Source organism: Serinicoccus hydrothermalis, from assembly GCF_001685415.1.
GTDB classification, from domain to species: Bacteria; Actinomycetota; Actinomycetes; order Actinomycetales; family Dermatophilaceae; genus Ornithinicoccus; species Ornithinicoccus hydrothermalis.
In genome coordinates, this window is the sequence record NZ_CP014989.1 from 707,680 (window position 1) to 732,717 (window position 25,038).

The following is a 25,038-nucleotide window of genomic DNA, read 5'->3' on the forward strand; positions in this document are numbered from 1 at the left end:
TGGCCGTCAACGTCAGTAGTGCTGAGCCTGAACCCCCGGACGGGGACTTGGGAGGGCTAGGGAGCCAGGAAGAGCATCAGGACGAGAGTGAAAAGGAACAAGCTCTGCCCGCTGTGGGTGATGATCCCGACGAGGGCGCTTTGGTACCGGCGAGACGGTAGTGACAAGAGGAACGTGTCGATGAGGGCGATCGGGATCACCCAGGGGACGTGCAGGTGATAGACGGCGAAGAGGACACCGTTGGCGATCCAGTCCCACGATCCAAAGACGCCCCTCATCCGGGGCAAGAGGTAGCCCCGGAAGAGCAGCTCCTCACCCAGGACTGTGTTGAAGACGAAGAAGGCCAGTAGAACCCCCAGCCAGAGCCAAGAGCCGGAGACCGTTGCCTGTCCGTCAGGGGACCCGAGAAAGTCGCCGAAGTCGCGCCCTGTGGCAGGGGCGAGCTCGAACGGAAGAAACTCCATGAGAGCGAACGCGATGACGCAGATCGGGACGACGAGCCATGTTCGTCCGCCGCGCCGGCCCGTACGCGGGTCACGGGGAGCACGCAGCCAGAGCACGTCCCGGACGACGGACCACTTAAAGGTTCGCTGTTCTTTGAAGACGAGAAGTAGGACCAGGACGAACTGCCAGACCATGCCCGCAGTGGGCACCACGATGAGGGACTGCGCGAGGGCGAGGGGAGAGTCCCATCCGGATGCGAGCAGTGGCGCGAGCACCCACGCTAACCCGGCCATGGGTACAGCGGCCGCTGCCCAGACTCCTATCACCCCGGGGAGGGTGAGTTGCGGGATCGGGTTCTCGGCTGCGATGTCACGCTCCGCGCTGCCTTCGGCTGACGCGGGTGGAGGAAGGGATGTCATGATCTGCTGCTCTCCGGCGGCAGGACAGCGAGGCGGGTAGCAGTCATGCCTGCTGCGGCGCGGGTCGCCCTTCGGAGACCGAGGTCGAGGGTGATGCGGTGCGGCGTGGCCAGGCCCAGGCGGAGCGAAGGATGAAGGCGAGAACGACCACTTCCAGTGCGACGCCCAGGACGTAGAAGTACATCCAGGGCTCGCCCAATTCCCCCACCGCGTTGAACGCCGCGAAGGGGACCTGTAGCGAGGCCACGACCAGGTTCGTGATGCGGTTTGCCCGGGCGGGAAGGGTCATCGAGAGCACGACCATGAGGATGGGTATGGCCAGGAGAGTCAAGGCCGAGATGGCCCAGGTGGGGGTGATGTCGAGCTCCCAGACGACCCCGGCCAGGATGCCGTCGACGACGCCGGGCTTGTAGAGGGCCAGGATGTCCACGTAGACGTAGAGGAACATGAAGCTGGTCCAGGCTGCGGCGAGTTTGGCCTGCACGGGGATCGGTGGGGTATCGAGCTGGTCCGGGGTGTTCGTTCGGTTGGTCATCGGTTCTTCTCCAGGGCAGAGCGGTCCTTCAGCCGCAGTGACGTCAGGTCCGAGGGTGAAAAGGGCACGAGGTGCCGTTCTGGTCGTCGTGGTCCTCAGATGGTGACCACGACCTTCCCCCGGGTGTGGCCGGCCTCGACGTAGCGGAGGGCGTCGGCCGCTTCGTCGAGGGGATAAATGCGGTCGATCACGGGTGTGACCTGTCCAGTGGTGAGAAGGTCGGCCAGGGTGAGCAGGTCTCTAGGCTTCTCGACCGATGCGAAAGGCTTCAGATGCTGACGGGTAAACCCAGACAGCACGCGCGCTCTGACGATCCGAGCGAGGGGCCCGAGCCAGCGGCCGCCGCGTCCACTGTTGGGGATGAGCGTGCCGGCAGGCGTCAGCGCTCTGCGGACAGCTGCCAGGGGCTGGGCCTCCACGTTGTCGAGGATGACGTCGTAGCGACTCTCGGCGCGGGTGAAGTCGGTCCTGGTGTAGTCCACGACGTGGTCGGCACCCAGCGAGCGGACCAGGTCGACGTTGCGGGTGCTGCATACACCGGTCACCTCGGCGCCGAACGCCTTGGCGATCTGGACGGCGAAGGAGCCCACCCCGCCCGACGCTCCCGTGATCAGCACGGTCTGGCCGGGTCGAACCTTCGCGACGTCGCGCATGGCCTGTAACGCTGTCAAGGCCGAGGTGGGGACTGCCGCCGCCTCCACGAGCGATGTGCCGACGGGCACGGGCGCGACGTGGTCTGCCGGGACGCAGGCGTATTCGGCGAGCGTTCCCGCCGTGCTCCAGCCGAACACCTCGTCCCCGGGACGCACAGCGGTGACGTGCTTGCCGACCGCCGCCACGACGCCCGCGAAGTCCCGGCCGGGGATCCCATGGCGCGGCCGGCGGAGCCCGAACACCAGGCGCAGCACGTACGGCCTCCCGCTCATGACGAAGTAGTCGCCGGGATGTACCGAGGCCGCGCCCACCTTGACGAGCACATCGCCCGGACCGGGCAGCGGCAGGTCGACCTCGGTCGTCCGCAGGACCGACGGCGGGCCGTAGCGCTGCTGGACGACGGCCCGCATCGATGCCGGCCTGTCCTCCGCCGCCTGGCGCGCTGGACCATCCGATGACTGCGTGGCTTTCACCGAAGTCTCCTTACGTCATAGGTTCAACAGCCGACAGCGTCGTACGGTGTACGCACCAGTCGTACGACGTACTATCGACGTACGCTGTACGATTGTCAAGAGGGTTGAGGAAGGGAGGTCACCCGTGCCTGTGGGGAACGAACGTCAGCCCGCGTCGGAGACGGGTCTGAGCAGGCATCGGGTCGTGGCCGAGGCCGTCCGGCTCGCCGACCAAGACGGGGTGCACGCGCTGAGCATGCGCCGGCTGGCAGGCGTGCTCGACGTGGGTGCGATGTCGCTCTACCACTACGTGGCGAGCAAGGAAGAACTGCTGGACGCCATGATCGACGTGGTGTTCGAGGAGATCGAACTTCCTCCCCAGGAGAGTGACTGGCAGACGGCGATGCGACGGCGGGCAGTGTCGGCCCGGCAGGTTCTCACCCGCCACCCGTGGGCGACCGGATTGATGGAGTCGCGGACGACGCCGGGGCCCGCGAACCTCCGTCACCGCGAAGCGGTCACCGCCTGCCTGCGCAGGTCCGGCTTCACGGTCCCGATGGCGACGCACGCCAACTGGTTGCTCGACAGCTACGTCTACGGGCACGCCTTGCAGGAAACGACCCTCCCGTTCGACACCGCCGACGAGCTCGCGGACATGGTCGAGGACGTCTACCTGCCCCAGCTCCCTCCCGACCAGTTTCCCTACCTCCACGAGTCCGCCGCGACGCTCGCCGCCACCGGTTACGACCCGGCAGAGGAGTTCATCTTCGGCCTCGACCTCATTCTCTCCGCGCTCGAGCCCCTGAGAACCTCCGTTTAGCCACGCTCGCCGACGCTGCTCACAGCAGCGCCGCTGTGAGCAGCGCAGCGACGTCCCGACGGAGGCATTCACTGACAGTGGTCACATGAGCACCGAATCAGCACCCCCGGGACGATCACTGGACGAAGAGATGTACCGACGTCTGTTCGAGCGTCGCACGCTGCTCCTGGGCGAGCCGCTGGAGGACTGGAACTCCAACCGGCTGTGCAACGGCCTCCTCCTGCTGGCCGTCGAGGACCCGGTGGCGGACATCAGGCTGCTCATCAACTCACCCGGCGGCTCGGTCCCGGGAATGCTTGCCATCCGCGACTGCATGCGAGCGATCGGGAACGACGTGGTCACGATCAACGTCGGCATGGCCTACAGCGCCGGTCAGTTCCTGTTGTCCTCGGGCACCCGGGGGAAGCGATTCGCGATGCCGCTCTCCAAGGTGCTGCTGCACCAGGGGTCGGCCGGCATCGGTGGCAGGGCGATGGACATCGCCATCCAGGCCGACGACCTGCGGCATACCCGTGACACCGTCCTGAGCCTGATCGCCGAGGACACCGGTAAGGACGTGGCCACCGTGGAACGCGACTCGCGTCGGGACCGATGGTTCAGCGCGCAGGAGGCCATCGACTACGGGTTCGTGGACCACCTCATCAACGACATCGACCAGGTGATGCCGGTCGCACACCGGCCGGTCGGCCTCGGAGGGCGTCCATGAGCAGCTACTCGATCCCCTACGTCACGACCCGCACCCACCAGGGAGAGCGCACGGTCGACATCTACTCCCGCCTGCTCGCCGACCGCATCGTCTACCTCGGCACCCCGATCGACGACGGCGTCGCCAACGCGATCATCGCCCAGCTCATCCACCTGGAGTCCGACAACCCAGACCAGCCGGTCCAGCTCTACATCAACTCCCCGGGCGGCTCGATCCCCGCGATGCTGGCGATCTACGACGCGATGCAGTTCGTGCGGGCGGAGGTTCACACCACCTGCGTGGGACAAGCTGCCTCCACGGCGGCTGTGCTGCTCGCCGGTGGCGAGGCCGGGCGTCGGGCGATCCTGCCGCACGGCAGGGTCGTCATCCACGCGCCTGCCGCCGAGGGACGAGGCGCGATCCCCGACCTGATCCTGGAGGCCGACGAGGTCGAACGGGTCCGCACCATGCTCGAGGAGGTCCTTGCCACTCATACCGGCAAGCCACGAGAGCAGATCCGGGAGGACACCGAGCGCGACTTGATCCTCACTGCAGAGGGGGCCGTGAACTACGGCGTCGTCGACGTCGTCTACACCAGCCGCGTCAGCAATGGCGAGTGAGCGTCAGGCCGCCAGGCAGACCGGGCCGCGACTCATCTGCGTGGCAGCCCGCCGCGTGACCTCACCAGCACCAAGGTCCAAAGCGCCGGCGACCGCGCTGAGCACTTCGGAGGAAGGGTCCTTGCGGCCACGCTCAATCTCCGAAAGATACTGCGGCGCAATGCCCGCGCGCTCGGCGACGTCAATGATCCGCTCGCCCCGGTCGAGTCGCTCCTGCCGGACGGTGTCACCCACCGCCTCACGCCACAACGGCTCGGCCAAGGTTGTGTGGCGGCTCGGGAAGCGGATCACCTCGGACACATTGCCCAGCCTACCCAACGGCAACCTGCCATCCGGTCCCACGGGACTGATGCTCCGTTCTGCCGCTTGGCAGCGCATAGGAATGCGGCCCGGGCCGAGCAGCCTGAGCCTGAGCGATCCGCCGGCAAGACCGCACGCGTACCCGTCTCAATGCGCGCGACTGGCGGCGGAATGACGTTCCCTCACCTTCAGACAACTCATTTGAGGCCCGCGGGGTCTTGTGAGCGAGCCCGGGCGGGTAGGTGAGGGCACCTACGTCTTGATCACATGGTGGACCCTTGCCACTGCGACACGGTTTTGGAACCATCTTCTTGAGTCAAGTCGCGGCTGAGGGAGGACGGCATGATCCTACAGATGGTCGTCCGAGGAGTATCCGGTCTGCGCCGTGACCAGGGGAGCGATGAGGTCGCCGAGATCATGAGCAGGTCCGGGCTTCTTTGCGCGGCTGTTCGAAATGGCCGCGTGACGAACACTGACGGTGCTGAGCATCTGCTCGGTCCGAAAGCACTCGATGACCACCGGCACCGTCATCAGTTCATGCGGAACGACTCTCCGTATATCTCGATGACGGCGGGCACCTACGAGGAGCGTCACAAGCAGAACCATGCGGCGTTCGCGATCGACACTGCCTTGGCTTTTGCCACGCGGGGGTTTCAGGCGCCGGGGTGGCTCTTCTACGGGTACGTTTTCCTGCTCGGCAAACCTGCTGGGCTGCATACGGAGTTCAGCGAGGAGGTCCGGGACGTGCACCAGCACCCGGCATGGTCACGGTTCCGGGCTGAGGGCGAGGTCGCGGTCCCGATCCGGGTGCCGCCCCGTCGACTTCGAAGAGCGGAGCTCTACACCCCTGGCGACATTGTGAGCGCCCTGCAGAACCGCATCTGGCCACCGAAGCCGAGCGACATCGTCGACAACGAGGCGGCCGGACGCTACATCCCGCCCGAGGATATCGTCGCTGCACGGGGAGTGGTGTGAGTGCCAGTCCTCCGCGACGCGATCAACCTGCTCGGTTTGCGGCCCGAGGTCGTCGAGACGACCGCAAGCGCCATGCTCATGGCCGCCGATCACGCGATGCGGACGACGGAACCGCGTCGGGGCGAAGTCTCGGACTACATCGCCGCCCATGCGTTGCGTGGTATCGGCATGGTCGCACTTATCGACCAAGAAGCTGCGCGCGACGCGGCCCGGGCCACGACACAATGGCTGGCAGAGGTCAAGCACCCTGGCTGGCCGCTTGCTGCCGCCGCACTTGACCACCACACGCTGCGCGAACTCCTGACTGGCGAGGACGACATCGTGCGCTACAAGGTCGAGGCGACGGGATACCCGGGTGAGCTCTTACGCATCGCCGCGGGACAGGCTGACGACGAGCTCGGCCCGGACGACTTCGCTGGCCTTGAGTACTCACGCAGCGGGCTCGCGCCATACGGAGTGAACCTCCGGCTTCTGCACGGGGTAGTCCGCGGTGGAAATACCACGGAGTTCGGCCTGATCAGTGAGCCGTCCGCGCCAGCGGTGGTCGATGCCCTCCTCGGATCAGTCCAGGACGTCCTCGACCAAGCCCGCCTGGACAAGGAGTCCTGGGACATCGGCGCCGGGCCCATCGCGGCCACTGATCCAGAGGTCCTGCTGACCTTGCACGCGCTGCGGCGCTCACCGTCCAGCTTCGGCCTGCAGTTCGGTGCCGAGCGACGACCGTCAGTCGAGGCTGCCCTCATGGTGGTCGAGCAGCTGGATCCATGGTGAGCGACGTCATCTGGGTAGCGCTGATCGAGCAGGTCGTGCCGCTGATCACGCTGGTGCTTTTGGTGGTGGCCCTGGTCTTGCTCTGGGACCCCATCAAGGGCCTGGCCAAGCGGGCGACGAAGATCGGCATCGCCGGTGTCATCGAAGTCTCTGCCGAGCCATTGCGGGAGGCTCCCGCTCGGCCGCCGGTGTCCGAACGTGAGGTTCGCACCGTCGAGCAGCGGGTGGCGCGCAACCACGAGCAACTGGTGCGATCGCGGGTGCTCTGGGTCGACGACCAGCCGGAAAACAATCGCGTAGAGCGCACCTATCTCCGGGATCTCGGCGTGAATGTCGCCGTCGCCGCGAGCACCGACCAGACGTACGCACTAATGGGTGCGGTCGATCCCACGGTCTTGATAACCGACCTCGCTCGGCCTGAGTCGCCGACCGCCGGTCGAGACATGGCCCTGGCCCTGGCAGGAGAGCGTCCGGATCTTCCAGTGATCGGCTACGTGGGCAGCTTGCAGGCTGGAACACCGGCCGGCTTCTTCGGGATCACGAACCGGCCCGACGAGTTGGTCCACTTGCTGCTGGATGTCGCTGAGCGGCAGCGCTGACCGCCGGGGGTCCCAGTCATCGGCTGCGGGCGCCTTGCAAGGTCAGGGGCGCAACGGTCGCGGCCCGTGTCGCTTCCGGCGGAAGGACGCGCCCGTGTCGGCCGCCCTTGGCGCGTGGTGCCCGGTCCTGATGCAGACTGAGGGGCATGGACTCGTCGCGCGACGGGCTGAGCACCGTGGGCTTCGAGGGGTTCGTCCATTTCGTCGACCTCCCTGCCGCACGCGTACCTCGCGGACCAGGGGTATACGTCGTGCTGCGCGAGCAACCAGAGGGCCCCGCCTTCCTTGACACCAACCCCGCGGGTTGGTTCAAGGGGAAGAACCCCTCCGTCACGCGGGACCTCCTTGACTCGGCTTGGGTAAACGGCGCACCCGTTCTCTACATCGGCAAAGCAAGCGCCCGGGCCTCCGGCAGGCGAGGGTTGTCAACGCGCCTCGACGAATTCCGTAAGCACGGCGCCGGCGCCCCTGTCGGGCACTGGTGCGGGAGGTACATCTGGCAGTTGGCCGAGAGCCTGACCTTCCTCACGGCCTGGTTCGAAACGCTCGACGACGACCCAGAAGACGTCGAGTCTGAACTGATCACACAGTTCGTCTCCGACTGGGGGAAGCGCCCATTCGCAAACAGGAAGGATGGCCGGGTACGCAAGACGGGTTAGTCCGTAGGCGGCGCGATGACGCGACCTGCCTCGGCGCGAGAACTGCGGTGCTTTCGGCTAGCCTCCTGCAAGAAGCGTTCGCATCACGTGACGGAGGCCACTGCATGACGCTTGTATCCCACGGACTGACACATGAGCGTCTGCGCGACCTCGTGCAGGACGCGCACCTGTCATTCCTGCTCGGCGCTGGTGCTTCCGCCCCCATGTTTCGACTGCTCGGTGACATCGAGAACCTCCTCACGAGACTGGATGCCGCCGACGTAGACGATGACGCAAGGGCTTACGCTCGGGCGTCGATCTACTCAGGATTCTTCCGCAGCGTGGTCCTAAGGAATCAGGAGCTGCTCGACGGCGATGGCGACGCCCCAGAAACACTGCGTCGCTACCAGAACTTCCTGCAGACAATCAACCGGCTGCTGCTCGAACGGCGCAGTTCGATCCTGAACAAGCAGGTCAACCTGTTTACAACCAATGTAGACTTGGCGACCGAGATTGCGGCGGAGGCGCTCCAAGTCCATCTGAACGATGGGTTTTCGGGCCGGCTGCGTCCGCGCTTCAGCACCTCGAACTTTGGCTCAGTCGTCTCGCGTCGGAGCCTGCAGTACGACAACCTCTCCGAAGTGCCGACCTTCAACCTGCTGAAGCTGCATGGGTCTGTCAGCTGGTCGGCCGAGAGAGATGGCGAGAACCGCCCCGGGATATCCCTTGATGTCCGCCTTGAGCAAGTGGCGGCGGCAGCCGAAGAACTCGAGAGGGTCGACTTAATCTTGGTCGACGTGGGTAGAGGCACCACGTTGGACGACCTGCTTGCAGGGCCAATCCCCGAGAACGCCGCCGAGGTGTTTAGACCCTTTCTTGACGCGTATGACCAGCTGGCGATCGTCAACCCCACAAAGGCGAAGTTTCAGCAGACAGTGCTGAACCAAAACTATTACGACCTGCTCCGGCTCTTCTCCAACGAACTGGAGAAGGAGAATGCCGTACTGTTCGTCGTCGGGTTCTCCTGCCGAGACGAGCACATTCGTGAACTCATGGTTCGAGCGGCACGCACGAACCCGACGCTGCAGATCGTCATCTTCGCGTACAGCCCGAGCAGCGCGACGGACATCGAGTCGGCCTTCGATGGCTATCCGATCACCAACAGCAATATCCGGTTGGTTGCGCCGCCCGCGCCTCCCGCTGGTGAGGAAGCCTTGCGCTTCGACCTGCCAACGGTTGTCAGTGAATTCTTCGCCAAGATCGTGCCTGCCACCTCCGAAGCGAAGCAAACGCTTGATGTGAGGGTGTCGGTACAAGAGCCCTTGGTCCACCTCGATGATTGACCACGAGCTCCTCACGCGCGACGCCGTCTTTCGGGTTGGTGAGGTGGTCGGTATCCAGGGTCGGACCGTCCGCATTCGCGTCGACAAGGCAAAGAACGGCGCGCACCTCATCTATCGGGGCAGACTCCTCCGAAACGTTGGAGTCGGGGGTTACCTCAAGATCACCAAGGGCTTCGCCGAGTTGGTCGCGAAGGTTGATGGCGAAGAAGTCGCTGAGGCGCGGGGTGGTGACGCCTATCGAAGCTCCCGAGACCGCGTCGAGCGGATCCTCACGGTCAGCCTCATCGGTTTCATGTCCGGCGGCCATTTCCGCCGCGGTGTCCGCGAGCTGCCCCTTGTGGGCAACGAGAGCTTCCTGCTCGATGAAGACGAGTTCGATCGCATTCACAGCTTCGTAGACTCGACGGATCGGGCGGTCACGATTGGCCAGCTCGCGATGGAGCACGGCCAAGATGTTCGCGTCGGTGTGAACGCCCTCTTCGCGAGCCACATCGGAATCTTCGGCAACACGGGTAGCGGCAAGTCCTACACGCTTACGAAGCTCTACCACGAGCTGTTTGCGGCCTACGGTGACTCTCAGTCCTTCAAAAAGGGTGCCCGCGTGTTGCTCATGGACTTCAACGGCGAGTACGTCAACCGACCTGGTGCAGAGCAGGGCGAATGCAACAGTTCGGTGCTCGCCGATAACGAGCTCAAAACCCAGTTCATACTCTCTACTCGCACCGATGACGGCGACCGGCTGCCGCTGAATAAGGTGGCGATGGAGGATCCTGTCATCTGGACTGTCCTACTCGACGCCACCGAAAAGACCCAGGCCCCGTTCGTCCAGCGGACGCTGCAGAGCAATTACTGGGAGACTAAGCTCGAAACTGGGGAAAATCTGGCCTCAGCTGTCGCCGGCATTGTGTATGCAGCGATACGGAGTAGTGATCCCGCGCTGGACAAAGGCCTCGTGGTCAAGTTCCTCGAAGAGGTCGAAGGGTGCATGGGCCAAGGGGCGCCGCACGAACTGAATGAGTACATCCGAGACATCCAATCGCACCTTGGTTATCACTCGATGAGCAAATGTTTCTACTACCGTGCCGGTGGTGTCGCCCGATACGCGAACGACCCGAATCACGACAGCTTCTTCCAAGAGTTGACCTACACCCGCATCGGCGCGCTTGGCATCGACCCAAGCGCCCTGCAGGACGTCGATCGCATCCGCTTTAAGCTCGTACTGCAGTACTACTCCGACATCTTCAACGGCTATGCAAATCGCGAGCACCTTGGCCCGCTGATCAAGCGACTCGAGTCGCGGATGCCCCGTGTCAAGCGACTCATCAAGGTGTCAGACGAACCACTCCTCGACAAACCGCTCACTGTGATCTCGCTCCGGGACGTGAACGTCGAAATGCGCAAGGTCATACCTCTCCTTATCTGCCGTCAACTATACGATGAGAAGAAGCGCGACGCTGATACTTCGCGATACTTGAACATCGTCGTCGACGAGGCGCACAACATCCTCTCCAGCGCGTCTTCACGGGAGAGCGAAGCCTGGAAGGACTACCGCCTTGAGACTTTCGAGGAAATCATCAAAGAAGGGCGGAAGTTCGGCGTCTTCCTTACGATCGCGAGCCAGCGGCCGCATGACATCTCCGAGACGATCATCTCGCAATTGCACAACTACTTCCTACACCGCCTGGTGAACAACCTGGATATTTTGGCCATTGAGCGAGCCGTCGCCTACCTCGACCGTGTGTCGTTCGAGTCTCTGCCGATTCTCCCGACCGGCTCGTGTGTATTATCCGGAATATCGACGCAAGTACCTGTGGTTGTCGATATCACGAGGTTGCCTGCCATCTACGAGCCGAATAACAGGACGATGACTCTCGCCGGCGGCTGGGTCCCCGGCGCCGATCCGTCGGAAGGGCCGGTGCCCCACGAACCGGACAGACCCGTTTTAGGGGATGGGTTCGCGCGAAACGGAACGTTGGCTACCGGGGAGCCACCTCTCAAGTGACCCTGCCGGTCATTGACGATCTCGCCCTTTCTGGGCGGAACTGACGCCAACGGTGGACCATGGACAGGTTCAGACGCCGGCGACGTAGGCGGTGAGGAAGTGAACGCCGTGGCGGTCGAGGTTGCCGCGGGCCCGGTCGTAGTGCTCGGTGGTTCTTGGGTCAGCGTGCCGGGCCAGGATTTGGGCGTCGCGTAGTGGGACGCCGGCGTCGAGGGCGTTGGTAATGGCAGCGTGCCGTAGCGAGTGTGGGCTGCTGTGCCGGGGGATCCGCGCGCTCTTCGCTATGCGTTGCACCATCCGGTAGACGTCGCGTCTGTCGTTGCACCATCCGGTAGACGTCGCGTCTGTCGATCGGTTGCCTGCGAGCGGGTGCAGCACCAGAGGCGCGCTGCTGCGCTCACCACGGCAGGCCTCCAGAACCCGCAAGACGGGGACGGTCAGCGGCATCGTGGCAGGCTTGTTGCCCTTGCCGACAAGGTGCAGCACCCGGTGGCCGCGCAGCACGTCGATGTAGTCCTCGATCCGCACGGCTGCCGCCTTGGAAGCGCGCAGCGCGTTGATGCCCAGCAGGTAGGCCAGTGCGCCGTGGTGGACGGTGATGGTCTGGGCGACCTGGAGGAAGCGGATCAGCTCCAGTCGGTCCAGGCCCTGGTGCGGGACTCGTCCCGGTGGACCTTCGGAAGCTGGGCATACACGGCCGGGTCGGCGGGGATTGTGCCGTCGATGTGCGCGAACCGGAAGTAGCCGCGGAAGGCGTGCATCATCGTGTTCACCGAGGAGTGCATCAGGCCGGCGTCCCCAAGCACGCGGATGTAGAGCTCGACGTGCGCTCGTTGTATCCCATCAGTGGGTCCGACCCGTTGGTCTCGCACCAGGCGAACCAGCGGCCCAATTGTGCCCGGTACAGGGAGTGGGTGGTTCCGGCGTACCGGGCCAGGAACGAGACAGCCGCGAGCTGTGCGGAGGTCATCGAGGACGGCTGGAACGGTAGTGCCGTCGTGGAACTGGTCGTGGTGGACATGGTCGCGTCCCGCGGCGACCAGGATCCGCGCCCAGTCGGTGCCCGCCGCCAACGCGACGAGGCGCGACGAGGTTGTCGGCGCCCACGACGCAACGCCGACCCCAGAAACCCGTCCGGTCGCGGCGGTAGGACGCGGTGCTTCCAACGCGCTACTCGCGGCGAAGAGCGTGCCGGCGCGCCCCTCGGAAGGAGACGACGACACACCGCTCAGGATCCTCGCGAGTGAGGTAGACGTGTATATGATCTATCCATGGAACTAGACGTTGGCCCTGTGGCCACCATTGAGCGAGTTCAGGAGTTGTGCGATGCGGCACGCGAAGCCCTACTCGCCGGGCTCCGCGCGGCGACGGCAACGCACGGACGCCTAGGTTACTCACCCACTGCGGACATGCATCACTTCTATCACTCCGTGCGGCGGGAGGCCATGGAGCAGCTGAAGCAGTTGAACCCTGACCTCGAGGAACAGGACAACCTAGGGTTCGCGATGAGCGGCCTGATCCTCACGACGAGCACCGACGTCGTCCGGGTGTGGCACACAGTCGAACGCCTGATCCCTCCACCGACGAGCGAGCGCGCGCGCAGCTTCGTCACTCAGCGCTCAGCTTGGAGCCCTGGCGCACTCTTTTCCTCCTTGGCTGCCGACGAGGAAGCAGCCGGCGCTCTGCCAGGCACCAAGCGCAACCACCTCATCCTGCAGTGGACCGAGAGCGGCACGGATCTAATGCGGCTGCGGTTAGTGCGTCCACTCCGCATCGGAGGCCGGCCGGCGTGCGTCGAGCCCGACTGGTCCCACGACCTTCACCCCGCTGAGGCGCGCCGCGCAGATCTCACCTACTCTCGACGCGACGACGGTGATAAGCGGGAGGAAGGGCAGGCGTGATCTACGGAGCTCGGCTTCGACAGGCGCGCGAGTTCAGCAGGCTCACACAGCGAGCGGTACAGGTCGAGATCGGGGTTAGCCAGTCGCGCTGGTCTAGCGCGGAGAGCGACGCCTACGAGCTGCCGGAGATCGCACTGAGCAAATTCGCCGACCTCACGGGGTTTCCCACATCGTTCTTCGAGCGGCCACCGAGGATCGAGCTCTCAGGGGACCCGCTCCACTTCCGGAGCCGGAGCACCGTTAGTAAGGCCGAGTTGCGGCAAGCCGAGCGTGCCGGCGAGATCGTCTTTGAAGCTGCGGTCTACCTGCAGAGCCAACTCGACGGTCCACGCCTTGTCCTACCGACCGAGCCGGCGTCCGAGACGACGAGGCTCACAGGCCTCCTTCGGCAAGCGCTGGGACTAACCCCGACAGAGCCTGCGCGCGACCTGCTGCACCTCCTGGAGCATGCGGGAGTGACCGTCGTGGCGGTCCCTGCAGCCGCGACTCGCAAGGACGCTTTCTCGGTGTGGCTGGACGACCGCCCGTTCGTTGCACTGCTCGAGACCGAGGCCGGCGATCGCCAGACCTGGTCCCTCGCCCACGAAATGGGCCACCTCCTGCTCCATCGCGGAGTCGGCGCCAGCCGGGCGCTCGAGTCCGAGGCCGACGACTTCGCGGCGGAACTGTTGCTCCCGCCTGCGGCCCTATCGAAGGAGATGCCGCAACACCCAACACTCCAGGACTTCGCCATGCTGAAGCGCCGGTGGCGGGTCTCCATCGCCGCGCTCATCCGGGCCGCGCGGCGGCTCGAGCGCATAGACGATGACCGTTACCACAGCCTATTTCGGCAGATGAGCGCCCGGGGCGAGCGACTCAGGGAGAAGGCGGCGATCGCTCCCAGCAAGCCGCGAGGCCTTCGGGCTATGGCTGAGGTTCTCTACGGACCGACCCCAGTCCGCGGGCTGGCGGACGTCATGCACTGGACCCTTGAATTCGCGGAGGATGTCATGGTCCGGCACGCCACGGCGGAGGAACTGCCCTTCCGCCGGGAACGCGCCGACACCGTAGTGTCCCTCGATAGTCGCCGGAAAGGCACGCGGTAAGAGGCGCCTTGGATGCCCTCCGTCGCCGGGGGTTTGCATCGCGCCGATAGCCAGTAACGCGCCAGGACAGAGGACCGAAGAGGCTTTGTTGCGCGGACAGAGGGCATGTGCGGCCAACCGACGACACGGCGGTATTGGGATGGGCCGACACCAGCCGTCTGTCCGCTTTCCGTGCCGCCGATGAGGACGTCCTAGTCTAGCGCCGCTACTCACCTTAGGGGTCCTCGACAGCAACTGGAGCGGACGGGTTGATGTGGAAGTGCCAAAGCGGAAGCCGGTCGGATTTGAGGTCGGTCGGAACGAGTCGGGGAAGGGTGCCGGGCTCGACGTCGATGCTGAGCTTTGTCGTCTCGTCCTCGAGGGAGGTAGTGCCGGAGTAGAACATCCGGGTGTAAAGCTCGCTCAGGCTCCCGACCAAGTCGAAGCCTTGCTCGGCGTGGCACTCGTCGGGCGCCATCGTGAACACCATCTTCCAAACGCCGTCGCCGGAGTCCTCCAGTCTTTCATCGCACGGCCAACGCGCGTGCTGAATGAGAAACCAGACCAGCGCGGTCTCGTTCTTGTCGACCATCTCCTCACCGCCAGCGAACATACGGACACCGGTGGTCACCAGCGACAGCTTCCTCGTTCCATCCTCCTCCGGCTCACCTTCGACCTCGGGTGCGCGATCCTCACCCGGTACCTCCTTCATCGTCAGGCGGAACTCCAGCGGTGGCGTCAGCCCAAGCATGCGGTCGTTGAGCAGTGAGGACATGTGGTTGCGCTTGAAGGCCGTCTCGAGGTCGATCTCGAAGTGGTCACCGACCCGGACGTAGTCATCGATCGGTACCAACGTCCACATGCTCACCGCGAGCCAGTGGACCGCGATGTACAACGGACAGTCGTTCAGCTCGGCGTACCTCCTCAACCGGGCGACTTCGACCAGGCGCAGTTTGAATGCCTGCGCGTGATGGTCGTCTTCGGCCTTGACCTCGACCAGGATGTTCTCGCCCGACACGAGGGTCAGCCGCCAGTCCGGGAGCTTCACCTCGTCCTCGTAGAACAGGATGCCGGCGTCCTCCTGCTTCACCAACTTGCACCCTCCCAGGTCGGCGGCGATCAGACCGAACAGTTGGTCGCTCACCCATCCCCGGATGCGTGACGGCGATTCCAGGGAGTCACGGAGGCCCGCTTCAAACTGGGCCACCGTCGCCTCGACCCGAGCCGGGTCGGACACCCGCCGCTGCTCACCGAGCGCGGGGACATCGACCGTAGCGTGGAAGTTGAGGGTCTCGATCTGTTCGGGTCGACGGGACAGTCTCTTCACTCGACTGAGGCTAACGACATCAAGGTCGTCTTGCCGGGACGCAAGAGGCCGCCACGGCGGTCCCCCGGGTACGCGGGATCACGGATGCTATGCGGACTTCACGCTCCTCGGGCTTCTTTTGCAGTGGTTTAGAGCACCGCAGTCAGGGTCCGCAAGTGCCGTTGACCTGCCCCATAGTGGGCGGAATGACGCCCACGGCGGCAGGAGGTCGAACCGTGACCGTCGAGAAGCAATCTCACGCTGACAGGGCATTGAGCGAGGGCTGCAACGCCCTACTTGGACACGCTGGGTCCCCCATCGAGCATTACGCGTGCGCGGTCACGGCAGCGGGGTCGCGGCCTGGACGTATTCGTACCGTCGCGCACCCCACTGAACGACGGCAGCAATAGCAAGCGTTCCGTCGACATCTACTCGGTTCGACTCACCTCCCTCCCCTCACGATCGTGCCCTCGACTTAGAGTGAGCACGTCATAGCGGCCCGACGGGCTTCCTCTCAGGACACGCCCCCACCCGCACGAGTTTCGTGCTGCCTGGGGAGTCCTGCCGGTGTTCTTGCTTCGATCGTCTGCGCAGGGGCTTTCCGTCGTTGAGGCGCAGCTCGCCCAGTACATCGCGGAGCAGATGGCCATCACGACAGGTCGCTCGGCCTCTCCCTCCGAGCGGCGCTCCTGGGAGCGCAGTCTCCCCCGCCTGCGCGCCGATCTCATCGACGCCGGTCTCGGCGATGTCGAGATGCTCGTCGAGTACCAGCTCCCCCTCACCAGCAAGCGCGCCGATGTCGTCCTCGCGGGGCGGCACCCGCAGACCGGGCGCGCGTCATACCTCGTGGTCGAGCTCAAGCAGTGGAGCGAGGCCGAGCGGTTCGAGGACAGCGACGTGCTCGTGCGGATCGATGGCTACGGCAACCACCCCGTGCTGCACCCGCTGGAGCAGGTGCGGGGCTACTGCGACTACCTCACCGACTTCGTCGTCACGCTGGCCGAGGACGAGCACGAGCTCGCCGGCACGGCATACCTGCACAACGCGACCAACCTGGGCATCGCGGACCTGCGCGACATGGCGGCCCCCGACGCCGCGCGCCCGGCACGGATGTTCAGCGGACAGGACCGCAGCCAGTTCCTCGACTACCTGAGGAGCCGGTTCGCGCCCGGGGTGTCGGGCGCCGAGTACGCCGACCGACTGCTGAACAGCCGCGTCGGGCCGTCAAAGCAGCTCCTTGCCCTGGCGGCCGACGAGGTGCAGCGGCGGGAGCAGTTCGTCCTGCTCGACGAGCAGCGCGACGCCTACGAGCTCGTCCTGCACGCGGTCGAGAAGGCACGGCGTGGCACCACCAAGACGGCGGTTGTCGTTGTCGGGGGACCTGGTAGCGGCAAGAGCGTGATCGCGCTTTCGCTCATGGGCGAGCTGTCGCGGCAGGGGCGTGGTGTCATGCACGCGACGGGGTCGCAGTCGTTCACCAAGACGCTGCGCAAGGTGGCCGCCGCGCGGGCGCCACGGGTGCGCAAGCTGTTCGGCTACTTCAACGGCTTCATGGCGGCGGAGCCGAACGAGCTGGAGTGCCTGATCCTCGACGAGGCGCACCGCATCCGGGAGACGTCCGAGTCGCGCTTCACCCGCAAGGAGCACCGGACCGGGCGGCCACAGCTCGACGAGCTGCTCAGCGCTGCGCGGGTGCCGGTCTTCCTGCTCGATCAGAACCAGGTGGTGCGGCCCGGCGAGATGGGCACCGTGGAAGCGATCACCGGGTATGCCGAGTCACTCGGCATGGACGTGCACGAGATCGACCTCGACGACCAGTTCCGGTGCGGCGGGTCGGCGTTGTATGTCGAGTGGGTCGAGCGGCTGCTCGGGCTGGCCCCCGGCGGGCCCTTCGCCTGGGAGGGTGACGGGACGTTCGAACTGCACGTTGTGGACTCCCCCGAGGAGCTGGAGCACGTGCTGGGCGTGCGCCAGGACGATGGCTACACCGCGCGGATGGCGGCGGGCTACTGCTGGCCGTGGTCGGACCCTGAGCTGGACGGGACGCTCGTGCCGGACGTGCGAATTGGTGACTGGTCGCGACCGTGGAACCTCAAGGGTGATCGCTCGGTCGGCGGCGCGCCCGCTGCCGCGCTGTGGGCGACGGACCCTGCGGGCTTCGGGCAGGTGGGGTGCATCTACACCGCGCAGGGCTTCGAGTACGACCACGCGGGGATCATCATCGGCCCGGACCTCGTCTGGCGGGACGGTCACTGGCGCTCGGTGCGCGAGGGCAACCGCGACCCAGCGCTGCGCAACCGCACGAAGGTGTCGGACCACGACTTCGACCGGCTCGTGCGCAACGTCTACAAGGTGCTCCTGACGCGCGGCATGCAGAGTGCCTGGGTCTACTCCCCCGACCCCCAGACCAGGGACTTCCTGCGAGGACTCGTCCGGAGATAGAGAGTCGCTGCGGAGATCAGAACGCAGGTGAGACGACGCCCGGCGTCGCCGGCCTCTCCGCCCATCGTGCGCACGAGCGCCGCGTCGCGGAGTGGGAGGAACGATGCCGGAGCAGGCACCCCAGGCTCGGCGGACTCCTGCTCGCTCTCTCCGACGAGCCGCAGAGCACCAAGGCTTGGGAGACCGGCGCGGTCGGCGGGGAGCGGCTGGGGCTACGGCTCGACGCCACCGCCGCTCCCCTGGTCCGCGTGCTGCGCGACCCCGGCATACCGCGGAGCCGCGCCAACCTCGACCCCCCGATGGTGTGCGCCAGCGGGATCCTCGTCGTGGACACCAAGCGCTGACCACCATCCACAAGCTACTGTCCGCCGCCCTCCCTCCGGCCTGACTCACGTCCGCCGACCGCTCGGACGACCTCATACCGCAACGTGTCACCTATAGGCTGCTGACGTGCGCCGCATCCTGGATCTCCTGGAAGCTCTCAACGAGGCGGGCGTCGACTACGTCGTCGTCGGCGGCGTCGCGGTGGTCCTGCGCGGTCACGCCCGCATGACGGTCGACCTCGACCTCGCGCTCGACCTCACGACCGACAACCTCATCGCCGCCCTCGACGTCCTCAAGGCGCAGGGGCTTGTGCCTAGGCTCCCGGTCGCACCCGAGCAGTTCATCGACCCGGACACCCGACGCACCTGGGTGGAGGAGCGCAACCTGTTGGCCTTCACGCTGCACGACCCCTCCGACGCGCTGCGCGAGGTGGATCTGCTGGCGGACACCCCCCTACCCTTTGCCGCCCTCCGCACGTCCTCCGACATCGTCGACGTCGACGGCGTCCCCGTGCGCGTGGCATCCGTCGAGCACCTGGTGGCCATGAAGCACCGCTCCGGGCGTGCGCAGGACCTGGCTGACATCGAGGCGTTGTCGCAGCTGGCGAGTCCACCTAGGGTGGCGAGGGATGAGCGCGACCCAGGCTGAGGATCTCTGGCGCGGCACCTCGGACGCGAGGTCCGCCATCCAGGCGCGTGCGACGACGACCCCGGCGCAGCGGCTGGCCTGGCTCGAGGAGAGTCTCCTGCTCGCCCAGGCATCCGGGGCGCTGGCGCGAGACCGGGCCAGGCGGCAACGTGAGGCTGACGAGTGGGCTCGTTCCGCTGACTGAGTCCCGCCTTGCACCGGGGAATGGGATGACCAGGTCAGGTTGGTCGACCTATCATGGGCGAATGGAGGTCACGGTCCAGGAAGCGAAGACCCACCTCTCTCGGCTGCTCCGCAAGGTGGAGGCCGGTGAGACCGTCGTGATCCGTCGTGGCCGCACTCGCGTCGCCGTGCTCAGCCCCGCGCCGATGACGACGGAGCAGCGGAGGATCTGGGGCGATCTGCCCGGTGAGCTGACGCCGATGTTCGACGAGCCCCTGGACGACCTCGCGCCATACACGCCATGAGGCTGCTCCTCGACACCAACGTCGTCATCTGGCTCTTGCTCGGCGAACGGCGGTCCGTGCCCCAGGACGTCGCGGACACCCTGGCTTCACCCTCGTCTTCGGTGATCGTGAGCGCCGCGTCCGTGTGGGAGATCGCCATCAAGCGCTCGCTGGGCAAGCTGCGCATCGACGGCGACTAGTACCGCGCACTGATGGGCCTCGATCTCGAGGATCTTCCCGTCTCCGCCGAGCACGCCCACTGTGTGCAAGACCTCCCTTGGCACCACCGGGACCCCTTCGACCGGATCTTCCTCGCCCAGTCCCCGGTCGAGGCCTGCACGCTCGTCACCGCCGACCGGACCCTGGACGCCTACGAGGCGCCCACCTGGTGGGGCGGCCCACTCCCCTGACAGCGTCGGGACATGCCGCCAGCACGACGGCTCTGGCGCGGGCTCGGCAGCAGCCGCGGACGACTTGGCGGAATGCGGGCGGCTTCGGCGCCCTGGGCAGGCACCGTATTCTCGTGCCCGGCGCCCCACCCGCACACCTTCGAGGAGTCACACATGGCTGGCCCGCCGCCCGCCTTCGTGGCACCGGACTGGATCCGGCAGCTGGGCCGCGACGACCTCAGCAGGGTCTTCGGCACGACCACGGTGAAACGGGCCGTCACCTACCAGCGGCGGGGTGCGGTCCACGGTCTGCGGGAGGACCAAGACGGGGTGCTGAGGGCCACGGTCTACGGCAACCGCCGGTACTCCACCACGGTCTGGTCGCAGGCCGGAGCCCGCCGGTCCCCCCGCCGGCCCGCGGGGCTGGCCACCTCGTGTTCCTGCCCCGTCGGCACGCTGTGCAAGCACGCGGCGGCGGTGATCCTGCAGGCGCAGCGCACCGCAGGGGCCGCGACCCCCGCCTCGGGCACACCGCATACCCCAGCCACCGCGGCCTGGGAGAACCTGCTCGCGCCCGTCCTGGCCGAGCTCGACTCCGCCTCCGAGGACCGCAGCGGCACGCCGCTCGCCCTGCAGGTCGAGCTGGCCCAGGCCACCACCGCGCACCCCACCCGGCTACGCCTGAAGCCGTTGGTCCGGGGAGCCTCGGGCGCCTGGATCCAGACCGGGATCTCCTGGGCCGACCTGCACCGGGGCTACGCCTCTGCCCGCACCGACGACCGGCACCGGGCCGCGCTGGCCGCCGTCGTGCAGGCACAGGCGGCCCGCTCGCCGCACTGGTACCACCCCGGGGAGTGGGTCGAGGCCGCTGCCCTCGGGCCGGCCGTCTGGCCGCTGCTCCGCGACGCGGCCCACGCCGGCGTCGCCCTGGTGACCGGGCGTGGTCGACAGTCCGTCCGGCTGGCCGACCCGGTCGAGCTCTCGCTCGACCTCACGAGGGACTCCGACGCGGCCATCACCCTGGCCCCGGTCGTGGACCTGCCCGGCGCCACCGCGCCACCGCAGCTGGTCGGTGACCCCGGCCACGGGCTGGCTGCCGGGGACGAGCACGGGATGGTGCTCGCACCGCTGACCCGTCCGCTCAGCAAGGCGGTCACCACCCTGCTCGGCCAAGCCGGGCGGCTGCGGGTGCCGGCGGCGGACACCGAACGATTCCTCACGGCATACTCCCCCGCCCTGCGCCGTCACACCACCCTCACCTCCAGCGACGGCAGCGTCCTCATCCCCGAGGTCCGCCCGCCGCACCTCGCGCTGACGGTCACCTTCGAGCCCGGGCACCTCACCCGGCTCCGCTGGACGTTCCGGTATGCCGTCGGCCAGGTCACCCACGACGTCCCCCTGCTCCCGCCGCGCAATTCCCAGGACCACCACGCCGGCTCCCCCCAGCCCGTGGTCCGCGACCCCGACCGCGAGGAGGCGCTGCTCTCCAGCCTCGACGTGCTGGACGGGGCGCCCGGGCTGCGCATCCCCCTGCCTGGCAAGGCGCGCCTCGGGGTGGTCCTGGAGCCCGAGCTCACCGGCTGGGCCACCGTGCAGTTCGCCCGCGACGTCCTCCCGGCGCTGCAGGAGCGGGACGACATCGACGTCACCCTCGTCGGAGAGCCCCTGCCCTACGCCGAGGTCGAGGACGGCCCGGTCGTGCAGGTGTCCACCCGGGACCTCGGGTCGGCGGACGGCGCGGACGGCGCCGGGACGGGACAGGTCGGCGACGTCGCCGACCGCGACTGGTTCGGCCTGGGCCTCAGCGTCCGGGCAGGTGACCAGGAGGTACCGCTGCGCGACCTGCTCACCGCCCTGACCCGCGACGAGGAGGTGCTGCTGCTCCCGGACGGGTCGTGGTTCCGGCTGGACACCGACGAGCTGCGCGCCCTGCACCGACTGGTCCAGGAGGCCCTGGCCCTGGACGACGGCGACGGCGACGGTGACGACCTGCGGATCAACCGCTACCAGGCCGGGCTCTGGGAGGAGCTCGTCGCCCTCGGCGTGGTCACCGAGCAGAGCGAGCGCTGGCAGCGCACCGTGGGGGCCTTGCTGGCCCTCGAGGAGCTGCCGCACCCGGACCCACCGGCCACCGTCGAGGCGACGCTGCGCGACTACCAGCTGGACGGCTACCGGTGGTTGTCCTTCCTGCTCGACCATGACCTCGGCGGGATCCTGGCCGACGACATGGGGCTCGGCAAGACCCTGCAGGTCCTCACGGCCGCCGAACGGGTGCGAGCCGAGGGCCGGCTGAGCCCGCGGGAGCCGCTGCTCGTCGTCGCACCGGCGAGCGTCGTCGCCACGTGGCAGCGCGAGGCGGCGAGGTTCACCCCGCGCCTGGAGGTGGCCGCGCTCACCCAGACCACGCGCCGCACGGGCCGACCCCTGGACGACCTGGTGGCGGGCGCCCACGTGGTGGTGACGTCATACACCCTGCTGCGGATCGAGGAGGAGCACCTGGTGGAGCGTGCCTGGGGCGGGGTGGTCCTCGACGAGGCTCAGGCGGTCAAGAACCACCGGTCGCGGACCTACCAGGTCGCCCGGCGGCTGCGGGCGCCGGTGAAGATCGCGGTCACCGGGACGCCGCTCGAGAACTCGCTCATGGACCTGTGGGCGCTGCTGTCCATCGTCGCGCCCGGGCTGTTCAGCTCCCCGGAGCGCTTCAGCACCGTCTTCCGCCGACCCATCGAGTCGGGGACCGCTCCCGAGCTGCTGGACACGCTGCGCCGCCGCATCCGCCCCCTCGTGCTGCGCCGGACCAAGGAGTCGGTGGCGGCCGACCTGCCACCGAAGATCGAGCAGGTCGTCTCGGTGCCGCTGAACCCCGCCCACCGGCGCATCTACGACACCCACCTGCAGCGCGAGCGGCAGCGCATCCTCGGCCTGCTGGACGACGTCGACCGGCACCGGATCGCGATCCTCGCCGCGCTCACGAAGCTGCGCCAGCTCAGCCTCGACGTCCACCTCGTGGTGCCGGACGCCCCGGCCTCCGCCCGACCCAGCAAGGTCGACGCCCTGCTGGAGCAGGTGGTCGAGCTCGCCGCCGAGGGGCACCGGTGCCTAGTCTTCAGCCAGTTCACCCGCTTCCTGCGGGTGGTCCGGGACCGCCTGCAGGCCGAGGGCATCGAGCACGTCTACCTCGACGGACGCACCCGGGACCGGCCGCGCCGCATCGCGCAGTTCACCGACGGGGACGCGCCGGTCTTCCTCATCAGCCTCAAGGCCGGCGGCTCCGGGCTCACGCTCACCGAGGCCGACTACGTCTTCGTGCTCGACCCGTGGTGGAACCCTGCCGTCGAGGCGCAGGCCGTCGACCGCACCCACCGCATCGGTCAGGACAAGACGGTGATGGTCTACCGGCTGGTCGCCAAGGACACCATCGAGGAGAAGGTCGTCGCGCTGCAGGAGCACAAGCGGGAGCTCTTCGACAAGGTCGTCGACGCCGGTGGCGCCCTGGGCGCGGCCCTGAGCGCCGAGGACATCCGCGGGCTGTTGGACGTCCCGGCCGGGCTCAGGTCCTGACCAGGCTGCCGGCCCGGCGCGTTGCGGGGTCGGAAGGCATCACGTGGCAGGGTCGGGACGCAGCGTAGAAGCTGACGAGCGTGGCCTCGGGGGGTCGGTCCGACGTCCTCGCCGCCGACTCGACGGCGCGGGGATGACGCGGTCGGGCCGCTCCCGGTTCTCAGCGAAGTGCCCTGGCGCAGGGGGAAGGGTCTGTCAGACCTGACTCGTACACTTGTTCGCATGAGGGGTAGCTGGGGTGGTGAGGCGGCCGGTGGTCAGGCCGACGGTGCGGTAGCCGTCATGGGTGGTCTGGTCGACGCGGTCGAGCGGTCTGCGTCGGCGTTGGCGTCGCCTGCGCTGTTGCAGGAGCGTGAGCTGGGTGAGGTGCTGGGAGCCCTCGATCGGGTGGCGGCGCGGACGCACGCGTTGCTGGTGGCGGTGGCCCGGGAGGGCCTGGGTCGGGGGTTGCACCAGGGGGCCGGGTTCTCCGACGTCGACTGGGTCCGGGGCGTATGCCCGGGGCTGGCCTCACGGACCGCGATCGAGATCGCGCTGGTCGCCCGCGCCGCCCAGCAGCGCGTGCACGCGCCCCTGGCGGACGCCGTCCAGGAGGGGGAGGTGCCGTTGCACCGCGCGGCGCAGGTCCTGCGCGCGTTGATGAGGATCCGCCCGGCCCTGGGAGAGGCCGAGTACGCCGATGCCACCGACCTGCTGACCACAGCGGCAGGCCGGGCTGAGTTCGACGAGAAGGACCTGGCCAGGATCACGTCCAAGCTCGTCGCGACCTGCCTGTCCGAGAAGGAACAGATCGCCCGGGCCCAGGCGAAGCACGAGCTGCGCGACGTGCACGAGTCGTCGTTGGCGGACGGGTCGCTGCGCCGGTTCGTGGTGACCGTGGGCAGCGACGCCGACTACGAGGCCATCAGGACGGTGCTCATGTCACCTCTGGCCGCGCCGACACCGCCGAAGGGTGCGGGCGAGGACGGCGCGCAGGGCGGCGAACCCGCACAGGGTGGTGTCCCGGGGGCGGGGTCCGAGGCGACGGCACGCAGGTCGAGGGTGTCCAGGGAGGCGGCATCAGCGATGGTGGTCTCTCGGTGGCCGAGCTGGACCTGCGGACGGCGGGTCAGCGGCGCTACGACGCGTTCATGACGGTCTTCCGGCGTGGTGTCGCCGGCACGCAGGGGCAGCCCACGACTCCGAAGGCGCAGGTCATGGTGACGATCGGGCTGCAGGAGCTGCGGGGTGCCCTGGGCGGTGCCGGGCACACCGTGCACGAGGGGGCGATCCCGGTGCACCAGGTGCGGCAGCTGGCGTGCGAGGCCGACATCATCCCCGCCGTGCTCGGCGAGAAGGGACAGATCCTGGACCTCGGACGCGCCAAACGGTTGGTCACCCCGGGCCAGCGGCGTGCCCTGGCCCACCGCGACGGCGGGTGCACCTTCCCGGGGTGTCACGTGCCCGCGACGTGGAGCGACGCCCACCACGTCGTCCACTGGGCCCAAGGTGGCCGATCAGACCTGTCCAACTACGCGCTGCTCTGCCCCCGCCACCACACCTGGGTCCACCAGCACGACACCACCGCCGACGTCGACGCGACCGGTGTCCGGTGGAGACTGCGATGACCCCGCCCCACACCCGGCCCCCCAAGGGCCGGGCCACCGGCCTGCGCCCGGTCGATGACGCGGGACGCCGACGAGGCGGCGGCGTGAGCCGCT

26 protein-coding genes are annotated in these 25,038 nt (G+C 67.3%); 19 read left to right on the forward strand and 7 right to left on the reverse strand.

Features of this window, described 5'->3' with window-relative positions; genetic code table 11:
* Positions 1 to 56: 56 nt before the first annotated feature.
* The 3 genes from SGUI_RS03380 to SGUI_RS03390 all read right to left on the reverse strand — a co-directional run bounded on the left by SGUI_RS03380 (position 57) and on the right by SGUI_RS03390 (position 2,525).
* Positions 57 to 863 (reverse strand): CPBP family intramembrane glutamic endopeptidase, encoded by an 807-nt coding sequence (locus SGUI_RS03380; RefSeq protein ID WP_083190466.1) that lies wholly within the window; start codon positions 861 to 863, stop codon positions 57 to 59.
* 43 nt (positions 864 to 906) lie between these two features.
* On the reverse strand, positions 907 to 1,398 hold the full coding sequence (locus SGUI_RS03385) for a DUF6326 family protein (RefSeq protein ID WP_058891260.1): 492 nt from the start codon (positions 1,396 to 1,398) through the stop codon (positions 907 to 909).
* A 95-nt stretch (positions 1,399 to 1,493) separates the two neighbouring features.
* Positions 1,494 to 2,525, reverse strand: coding sequence for an NAD(P)-dependent alcohol dehydrogenase (locus tag SGUI_RS03390; protein WP_237141441.1), 1,032 nt, complete (start codon positions 2,523 to 2,525; stop codon positions 1,494 to 1,496).
* 184 nt (positions 2,526 to 2,709) lie between these two features.
* On the opposite strand from SGUI_RS03390, the gene SGUI_RS03395 reads away from it, so the two are divergent.
* The 3 genes from SGUI_RS03395 to SGUI_RS03405 all read left to right on the forward strand — a co-directional run bounded on the left by SGUI_RS03395 (position 2,710) and on the right by SGUI_RS03405 (position 4,629).
* Positions 2,710 to 3,324, forward strand: coding sequence for a TetR/AcrR family transcriptional regulator (locus SGUI_RS03395; RefSeq protein WP_237141442.1), 615 nt, complete (start codon positions 2,710 to 2,712; stop codon positions 3,322 to 3,324).
* A gap of 85 nt (positions 3,325 to 3,409) precedes the next feature.
* The gene (locus SGUI_RS03400; protein WP_066636300.1) at positions 3,410 to 4,030 is read left to right on the forward strand and encodes a ClpP family protease; all 621 of its coding nucleotides are present in this window, start codon (positions 3,410 to 3,412) and stop codon (positions 4,028 to 4,030) included.
* On the forward strand, positions 4,027 to 4,629 hold the full coding sequence (locus tag SGUI_RS03405) for a ClpP family protease (RefSeq protein WP_066636303.1): 603 nt from the start codon (positions 4,027 to 4,029) through the stop codon (positions 4,627 to 4,629). Before SGUI_RS03400 ends, SGUI_RS03405 begins: the two co-directional genes overlap by 4 nt.
* A 3-nt stretch (positions 4,630 to 4,632) precedes the next feature.
* Here SGUI_RS03405 and SGUI_RS03410 read toward each other — a convergent pair whose 3' ends face one another.
* Entirely contained in the window at positions 4,633 to 4,929 is a 297-nt protein-coding gene (locus SGUI_RS03410) for a helix-turn-helix domain-containing protein (RefSeq protein WP_028130775.1), read from the reverse strand.
* Between the two features lie 342 nt (positions 4,930 to 5,271).
* Here SGUI_RS03410 and SGUI_RS03420 point away from each other — a divergent pair, with 342 nt between their 5' ends.
* The 6 genes from SGUI_RS03420 to SGUI_RS03445 all read left to right on the forward strand — a co-directional run bounded on the left by SGUI_RS03420 (position 5,272) and on the right by SGUI_RS03445 (position 11,257).
* On the forward strand, positions 5,272 to 5,904 hold the full coding sequence (locus tag SGUI_RS03420) for a hypothetical protein (RefSeq protein ID WP_157621715.1): 633 nt from the start codon (positions 5,272 to 5,274) through the stop codon (positions 5,902 to 5,904).
* Complete coding sequence (locus SGUI_RS03425) at positions 5,905 to 6,675, forward strand: hypothetical protein (protein ID WP_066636309.1); 771 nt, start codon at positions 5,905 to 5,907, stop codon at positions 6,673 to 6,675.
* Positions 6,669 to 7,274 carry a DNA-binding transcriptional response regulator gene (locus tag SGUI_RS03430; RefSeq protein ID WP_066636321.1) on the forward strand — a complete coding sequence of 202 codons (606 nt, stop codon included), beginning with the start codon at positions 6,669 to 6,671 and terminating at the stop codon, positions 7,272 to 7,274. The genes SGUI_RS03425 and SGUI_RS03430 overlap by 7 nt, the downstream gene beginning before the upstream one ends.
* A gap of 146 nt (positions 7,275 to 7,420) precedes the next feature.
* Positions 7,421 to 7,933 carry a hypothetical protein gene (locus tag SGUI_RS03435; protein WP_066636323.1) on the forward strand — a complete coding sequence of 171 codons (513 nt, stop codon included), beginning with the start codon at positions 7,421 to 7,423 and terminating at the stop codon, positions 7,931 to 7,933.
* Positions 7,934 to 8,037: 104 nt separating this feature from the next.
* Complete coding sequence (locus SGUI_RS03440) at positions 8,038 to 9,255, forward strand: SIR2 family protein (protein ID WP_157621716.1); 1,218 nt, start codon at positions 8,038 to 8,040, stop codon at positions 9,253 to 9,255.
* Positions 9,248 to 11,257: an ATP-binding protein gene (locus tag SGUI_RS03445; protein ID WP_066636328.1), complete on the forward strand. Its 2,010-nt coding sequence runs from the start codon at positions 9,248 to 9,250 to the stop codon at positions 11,255 to 11,257. Before SGUI_RS03440 ends, SGUI_RS03445 begins: the two co-directional genes overlap by 8 nt.
* Positions 11,258 to 11,326: 69 nt before the next feature.
* Here the strand turns inward: SGUI_RS03445 and SGUI_RS03450 are convergent, their stop codons facing one another.
* Positions 11,327 to 11,902 carry a tyrosine-type recombinase/integrase gene (locus SGUI_RS03450; RefSeq protein WP_083190468.1) on the reverse strand — a complete coding sequence of 192 codons (576 nt, stop codon included), beginning with the start codon at positions 11,900 to 11,902 and terminating at the stop codon, positions 11,327 to 11,329.
* Positions 11,884 to 12,042, reverse strand: coding sequence for a hypothetical protein (locus tag SGUI_RS03455; protein ID WP_157621717.1), 159 nt, complete (start codon positions 12,040 to 12,042; stop codon positions 11,884 to 11,886). Before SGUI_RS03455 ends, SGUI_RS03450 begins: the two co-directional genes overlap by 19 nt.
* Positions 12,043 to 12,549: 507 nt before the next feature.
* Between SGUI_RS03455 and SGUI_RS03465 the strand changes: the two genes are divergently transcribed.
* Both SGUI_RS03465 and SGUI_RS03470 read left to right on the forward strand, forming a co-directional pair.
* Positions 12,550 to 13,158: a hypothetical protein gene (locus SGUI_RS03465; RefSeq protein WP_157621718.1), complete on the forward strand. Its 609-nt coding sequence runs from the start codon at positions 12,550 to 12,552 to the stop codon at positions 13,156 to 13,158.
* Positions 13,155 to 14,243 (forward strand): XRE family transcriptional regulator, encoded by a 1,089-nt coding sequence (locus tag SGUI_RS03470; protein ID WP_066636343.1) that lies wholly within the window; start codon positions 13,155 to 13,157, stop codon positions 14,241 to 14,243. Before SGUI_RS03465 ends, SGUI_RS03470 begins: the two co-directional genes overlap by 4 nt.
* 214 nt (positions 14,244 to 14,457) lie before the next feature.
* Here SGUI_RS03470 and SGUI_RS03475 read toward each other — a convergent pair whose 3' ends face one another.
* Entirely contained in the window at positions 14,458 to 15,549 is a 1,092-nt protein-coding gene (locus tag SGUI_RS03475; RefSeq protein ID WP_066636346.1) for a hypothetical protein, read from the reverse strand.
* A 621-nt stretch (positions 15,550 to 16,170) separates the two neighbouring features.
* Here SGUI_RS03475 and SGUI_RS03480 point away from each other — a divergent pair.
* From SGUI_RS03480 to SGUI_RS03515, 8 genes are all read left to right on the forward strand, one after another.
* Positions 16,171 to 17,970, forward strand: a complete 1,800-nt coding sequence (locus SGUI_RS03480) for a DUF2075 domain-containing protein (protein ID WP_083190469.1) — start codon at positions 16,171 to 16,173, stop codon at positions 17,968 to 17,970.
* Positions 17,971 to 18,420: 450 nt separating this feature from the next.
* Positions 18,421 to 18,942, forward strand: coding sequence for a nucleotidyl transferase AbiEii/AbiGii toxin family protein (locus tag SGUI_RS03485; protein ID WP_066636353.1), 522 nt, complete (start codon positions 18,421 to 18,423; stop codon positions 18,940 to 18,942).
* Positions 18,943 to 19,187: 245 nt separating this feature from the next.
* The gene (locus tag SGUI_RS03495; RefSeq protein WP_028130947.1) at positions 19,188 to 19,409 is read left to right on the forward strand and encodes a type II toxin-antitoxin system Phd/YefM family antitoxin; all 222 of its coding nucleotides are present in this window, start codon (positions 19,188 to 19,190) and stop codon (positions 19,407 to 19,409) included.
* Positions 19,406 to 19,588, forward strand: a complete 183-nt coding sequence (locus SGUI_RS16975) for a PIN domain-containing protein (protein ID WP_083190470.1) — start codon at positions 19,406 to 19,408, stop codon at positions 19,586 to 19,588. Before SGUI_RS03495 ends, SGUI_RS16975 begins: the two co-directional genes overlap by 4 nt.
* A gap of 63 nt (positions 19,589 to 19,651) precedes the next feature.
* The gene (locus SGUI_RS16980) at positions 19,652 to 19,798 is read left to right on the forward strand and encodes a type II toxin-antitoxin system VapC family toxin (protein ID WP_157621719.1); all 147 of its coding nucleotides are present in this window, start codon (positions 19,652 to 19,654) and stop codon (positions 19,796 to 19,798) included.
* Positions 19,799 to 19,951: 153 nt separating this feature from the next.
* A complete protein-coding gene (locus SGUI_RS03505) occupies positions 19,952 to 23,338 on the forward strand; it encodes a DEAD/DEAH box helicase (RefSeq protein ID WP_083190472.1) in 3,387 nt (1,128 codons plus the stop codon).
* A 222-nt stretch (positions 23,339 to 23,560) separates the two neighbouring features.
* Entirely contained in the window at positions 23,561 to 24,472 is a 912-nt protein-coding gene (locus SGUI_RS03510) for a hypothetical protein (RefSeq protein ID WP_157621721.1), read from the forward strand.
* Complete coding sequence (locus tag SGUI_RS03515; protein ID WP_066636358.1) at positions 24,418 to 24,945, forward strand: HNH endonuclease signature motif containing protein; 528 nt, start codon at positions 24,418 to 24,420, stop codon at positions 24,943 to 24,945. The genes SGUI_RS03510 and SGUI_RS03515 overlap by 55 nt, the downstream gene beginning before the upstream one ends.
* The last annotated feature ends 93 nt before the right edge of the window (positions 24,946 to 25,038 follow it).

Excerpts from the sequence above, each read along its gene's own strand:
- SGUI_RS03380 (WP_083190466.1), bottom strand. The coding sequence starts at position 863 with ATGACATCCCTTCCTCCACCCGCGTCAGCCGAAGGCAGCGCGGAGCGT.
- SGUI_RS03385 (WP_058891260.1), bottom strand. The coding sequence starts at position 1,398 with ATGACCAACCGAACGAACACCCCGGACCAGCTCGATACCCCACCGATC.
- SGUI_RS03400 (WP_066636300.1), top strand. The coding sequence starts at position 3,410 with ATGAGCACCGAATCAGCACCCCCGGGACGATCACTGGACGAAGAGATG.
- SGUI_RS03405 (WP_066636303.1), top strand. The coding sequence starts at position 4,027 with ATGAGCAGCTACTCGATCCCCTACGTCACGACCCGCACCCACCAGGGA.
- SGUI_RS03420 (WP_157621715.1), top strand. The coding sequence starts at position 5,272 with ATGATCCTACAGATGGTCGTCCGAGGAGTATCCGGTCTGCGCCGTGAC.
- SGUI_RS03430 (WP_066636321.1), top strand. The coding sequence starts at position 6,669 with ATGGTGAGCGACGTCATCTGGGTAGCGCTGATCGAGCAGGTCGTGCCG.
- SGUI_RS03435 (WP_066636323.1), top strand. The coding sequence starts at position 7,421 with ATGGACTCGTCGCGCGACGGGCTGAGCACCGTGGGCTTCGAGGGGTTC.
- SGUI_RS03440 (WP_157621716.1), top strand. The coding sequence starts at position 8,038 with ATGACGCTTGTATCCCACGGACTGACACATGAGCGTCTGCGCGACCTC.
- SGUI_RS03445 (WP_066636328.1), top strand. The coding sequence starts at position 9,248 with ATGATTGACCACGAGCTCCTCACGCGCGACGCCGTCTTTCGGGTTGGT.
- SGUI_RS03455 (WP_157621717.1), bottom strand. The coding sequence starts at position 12,042 with ATGCACTCCTCGGTGAACACGATGATGCACGCCTTCCGCGGCTACTTC.
- SGUI_RS03480 (WP_083190469.1), top strand. The coding sequence starts at position 16,171 with ATGGCCATCACGACAGGTCGCTCGGCCTCTCCCTCCGAGCGGCGCTCC.
- SGUI_RS03495 (WP_028130947.1), top strand. The coding sequence starts at position 19,188 with ATGGAGGTCACGGTCCAGGAAGCGAAGACCCACCTCTCTCGGCTGCTC.
- SGUI_RS16975 (WP_083190470.1), top strand. The coding sequence starts at position 19,406 with ATGAGGCTGCTCCTCGACACCAACGTCGTCATCTGGCTCTTGCTCGGC.
- SGUI_RS03505 (WP_083190472.1), top strand. The coding sequence starts at position 19,952 with ATGGCTGGCCCGCCGCCCGCCTTCGTGGCACCGGACTGGATCCGGCAG.
- SGUI_RS03510 (WP_157621721.1), top strand. The coding sequence starts at position 23,561 with ATGAGGGGTAGCTGGGGTGGTGAGGCGGCCGGTGGTCAGGCCGACGGT.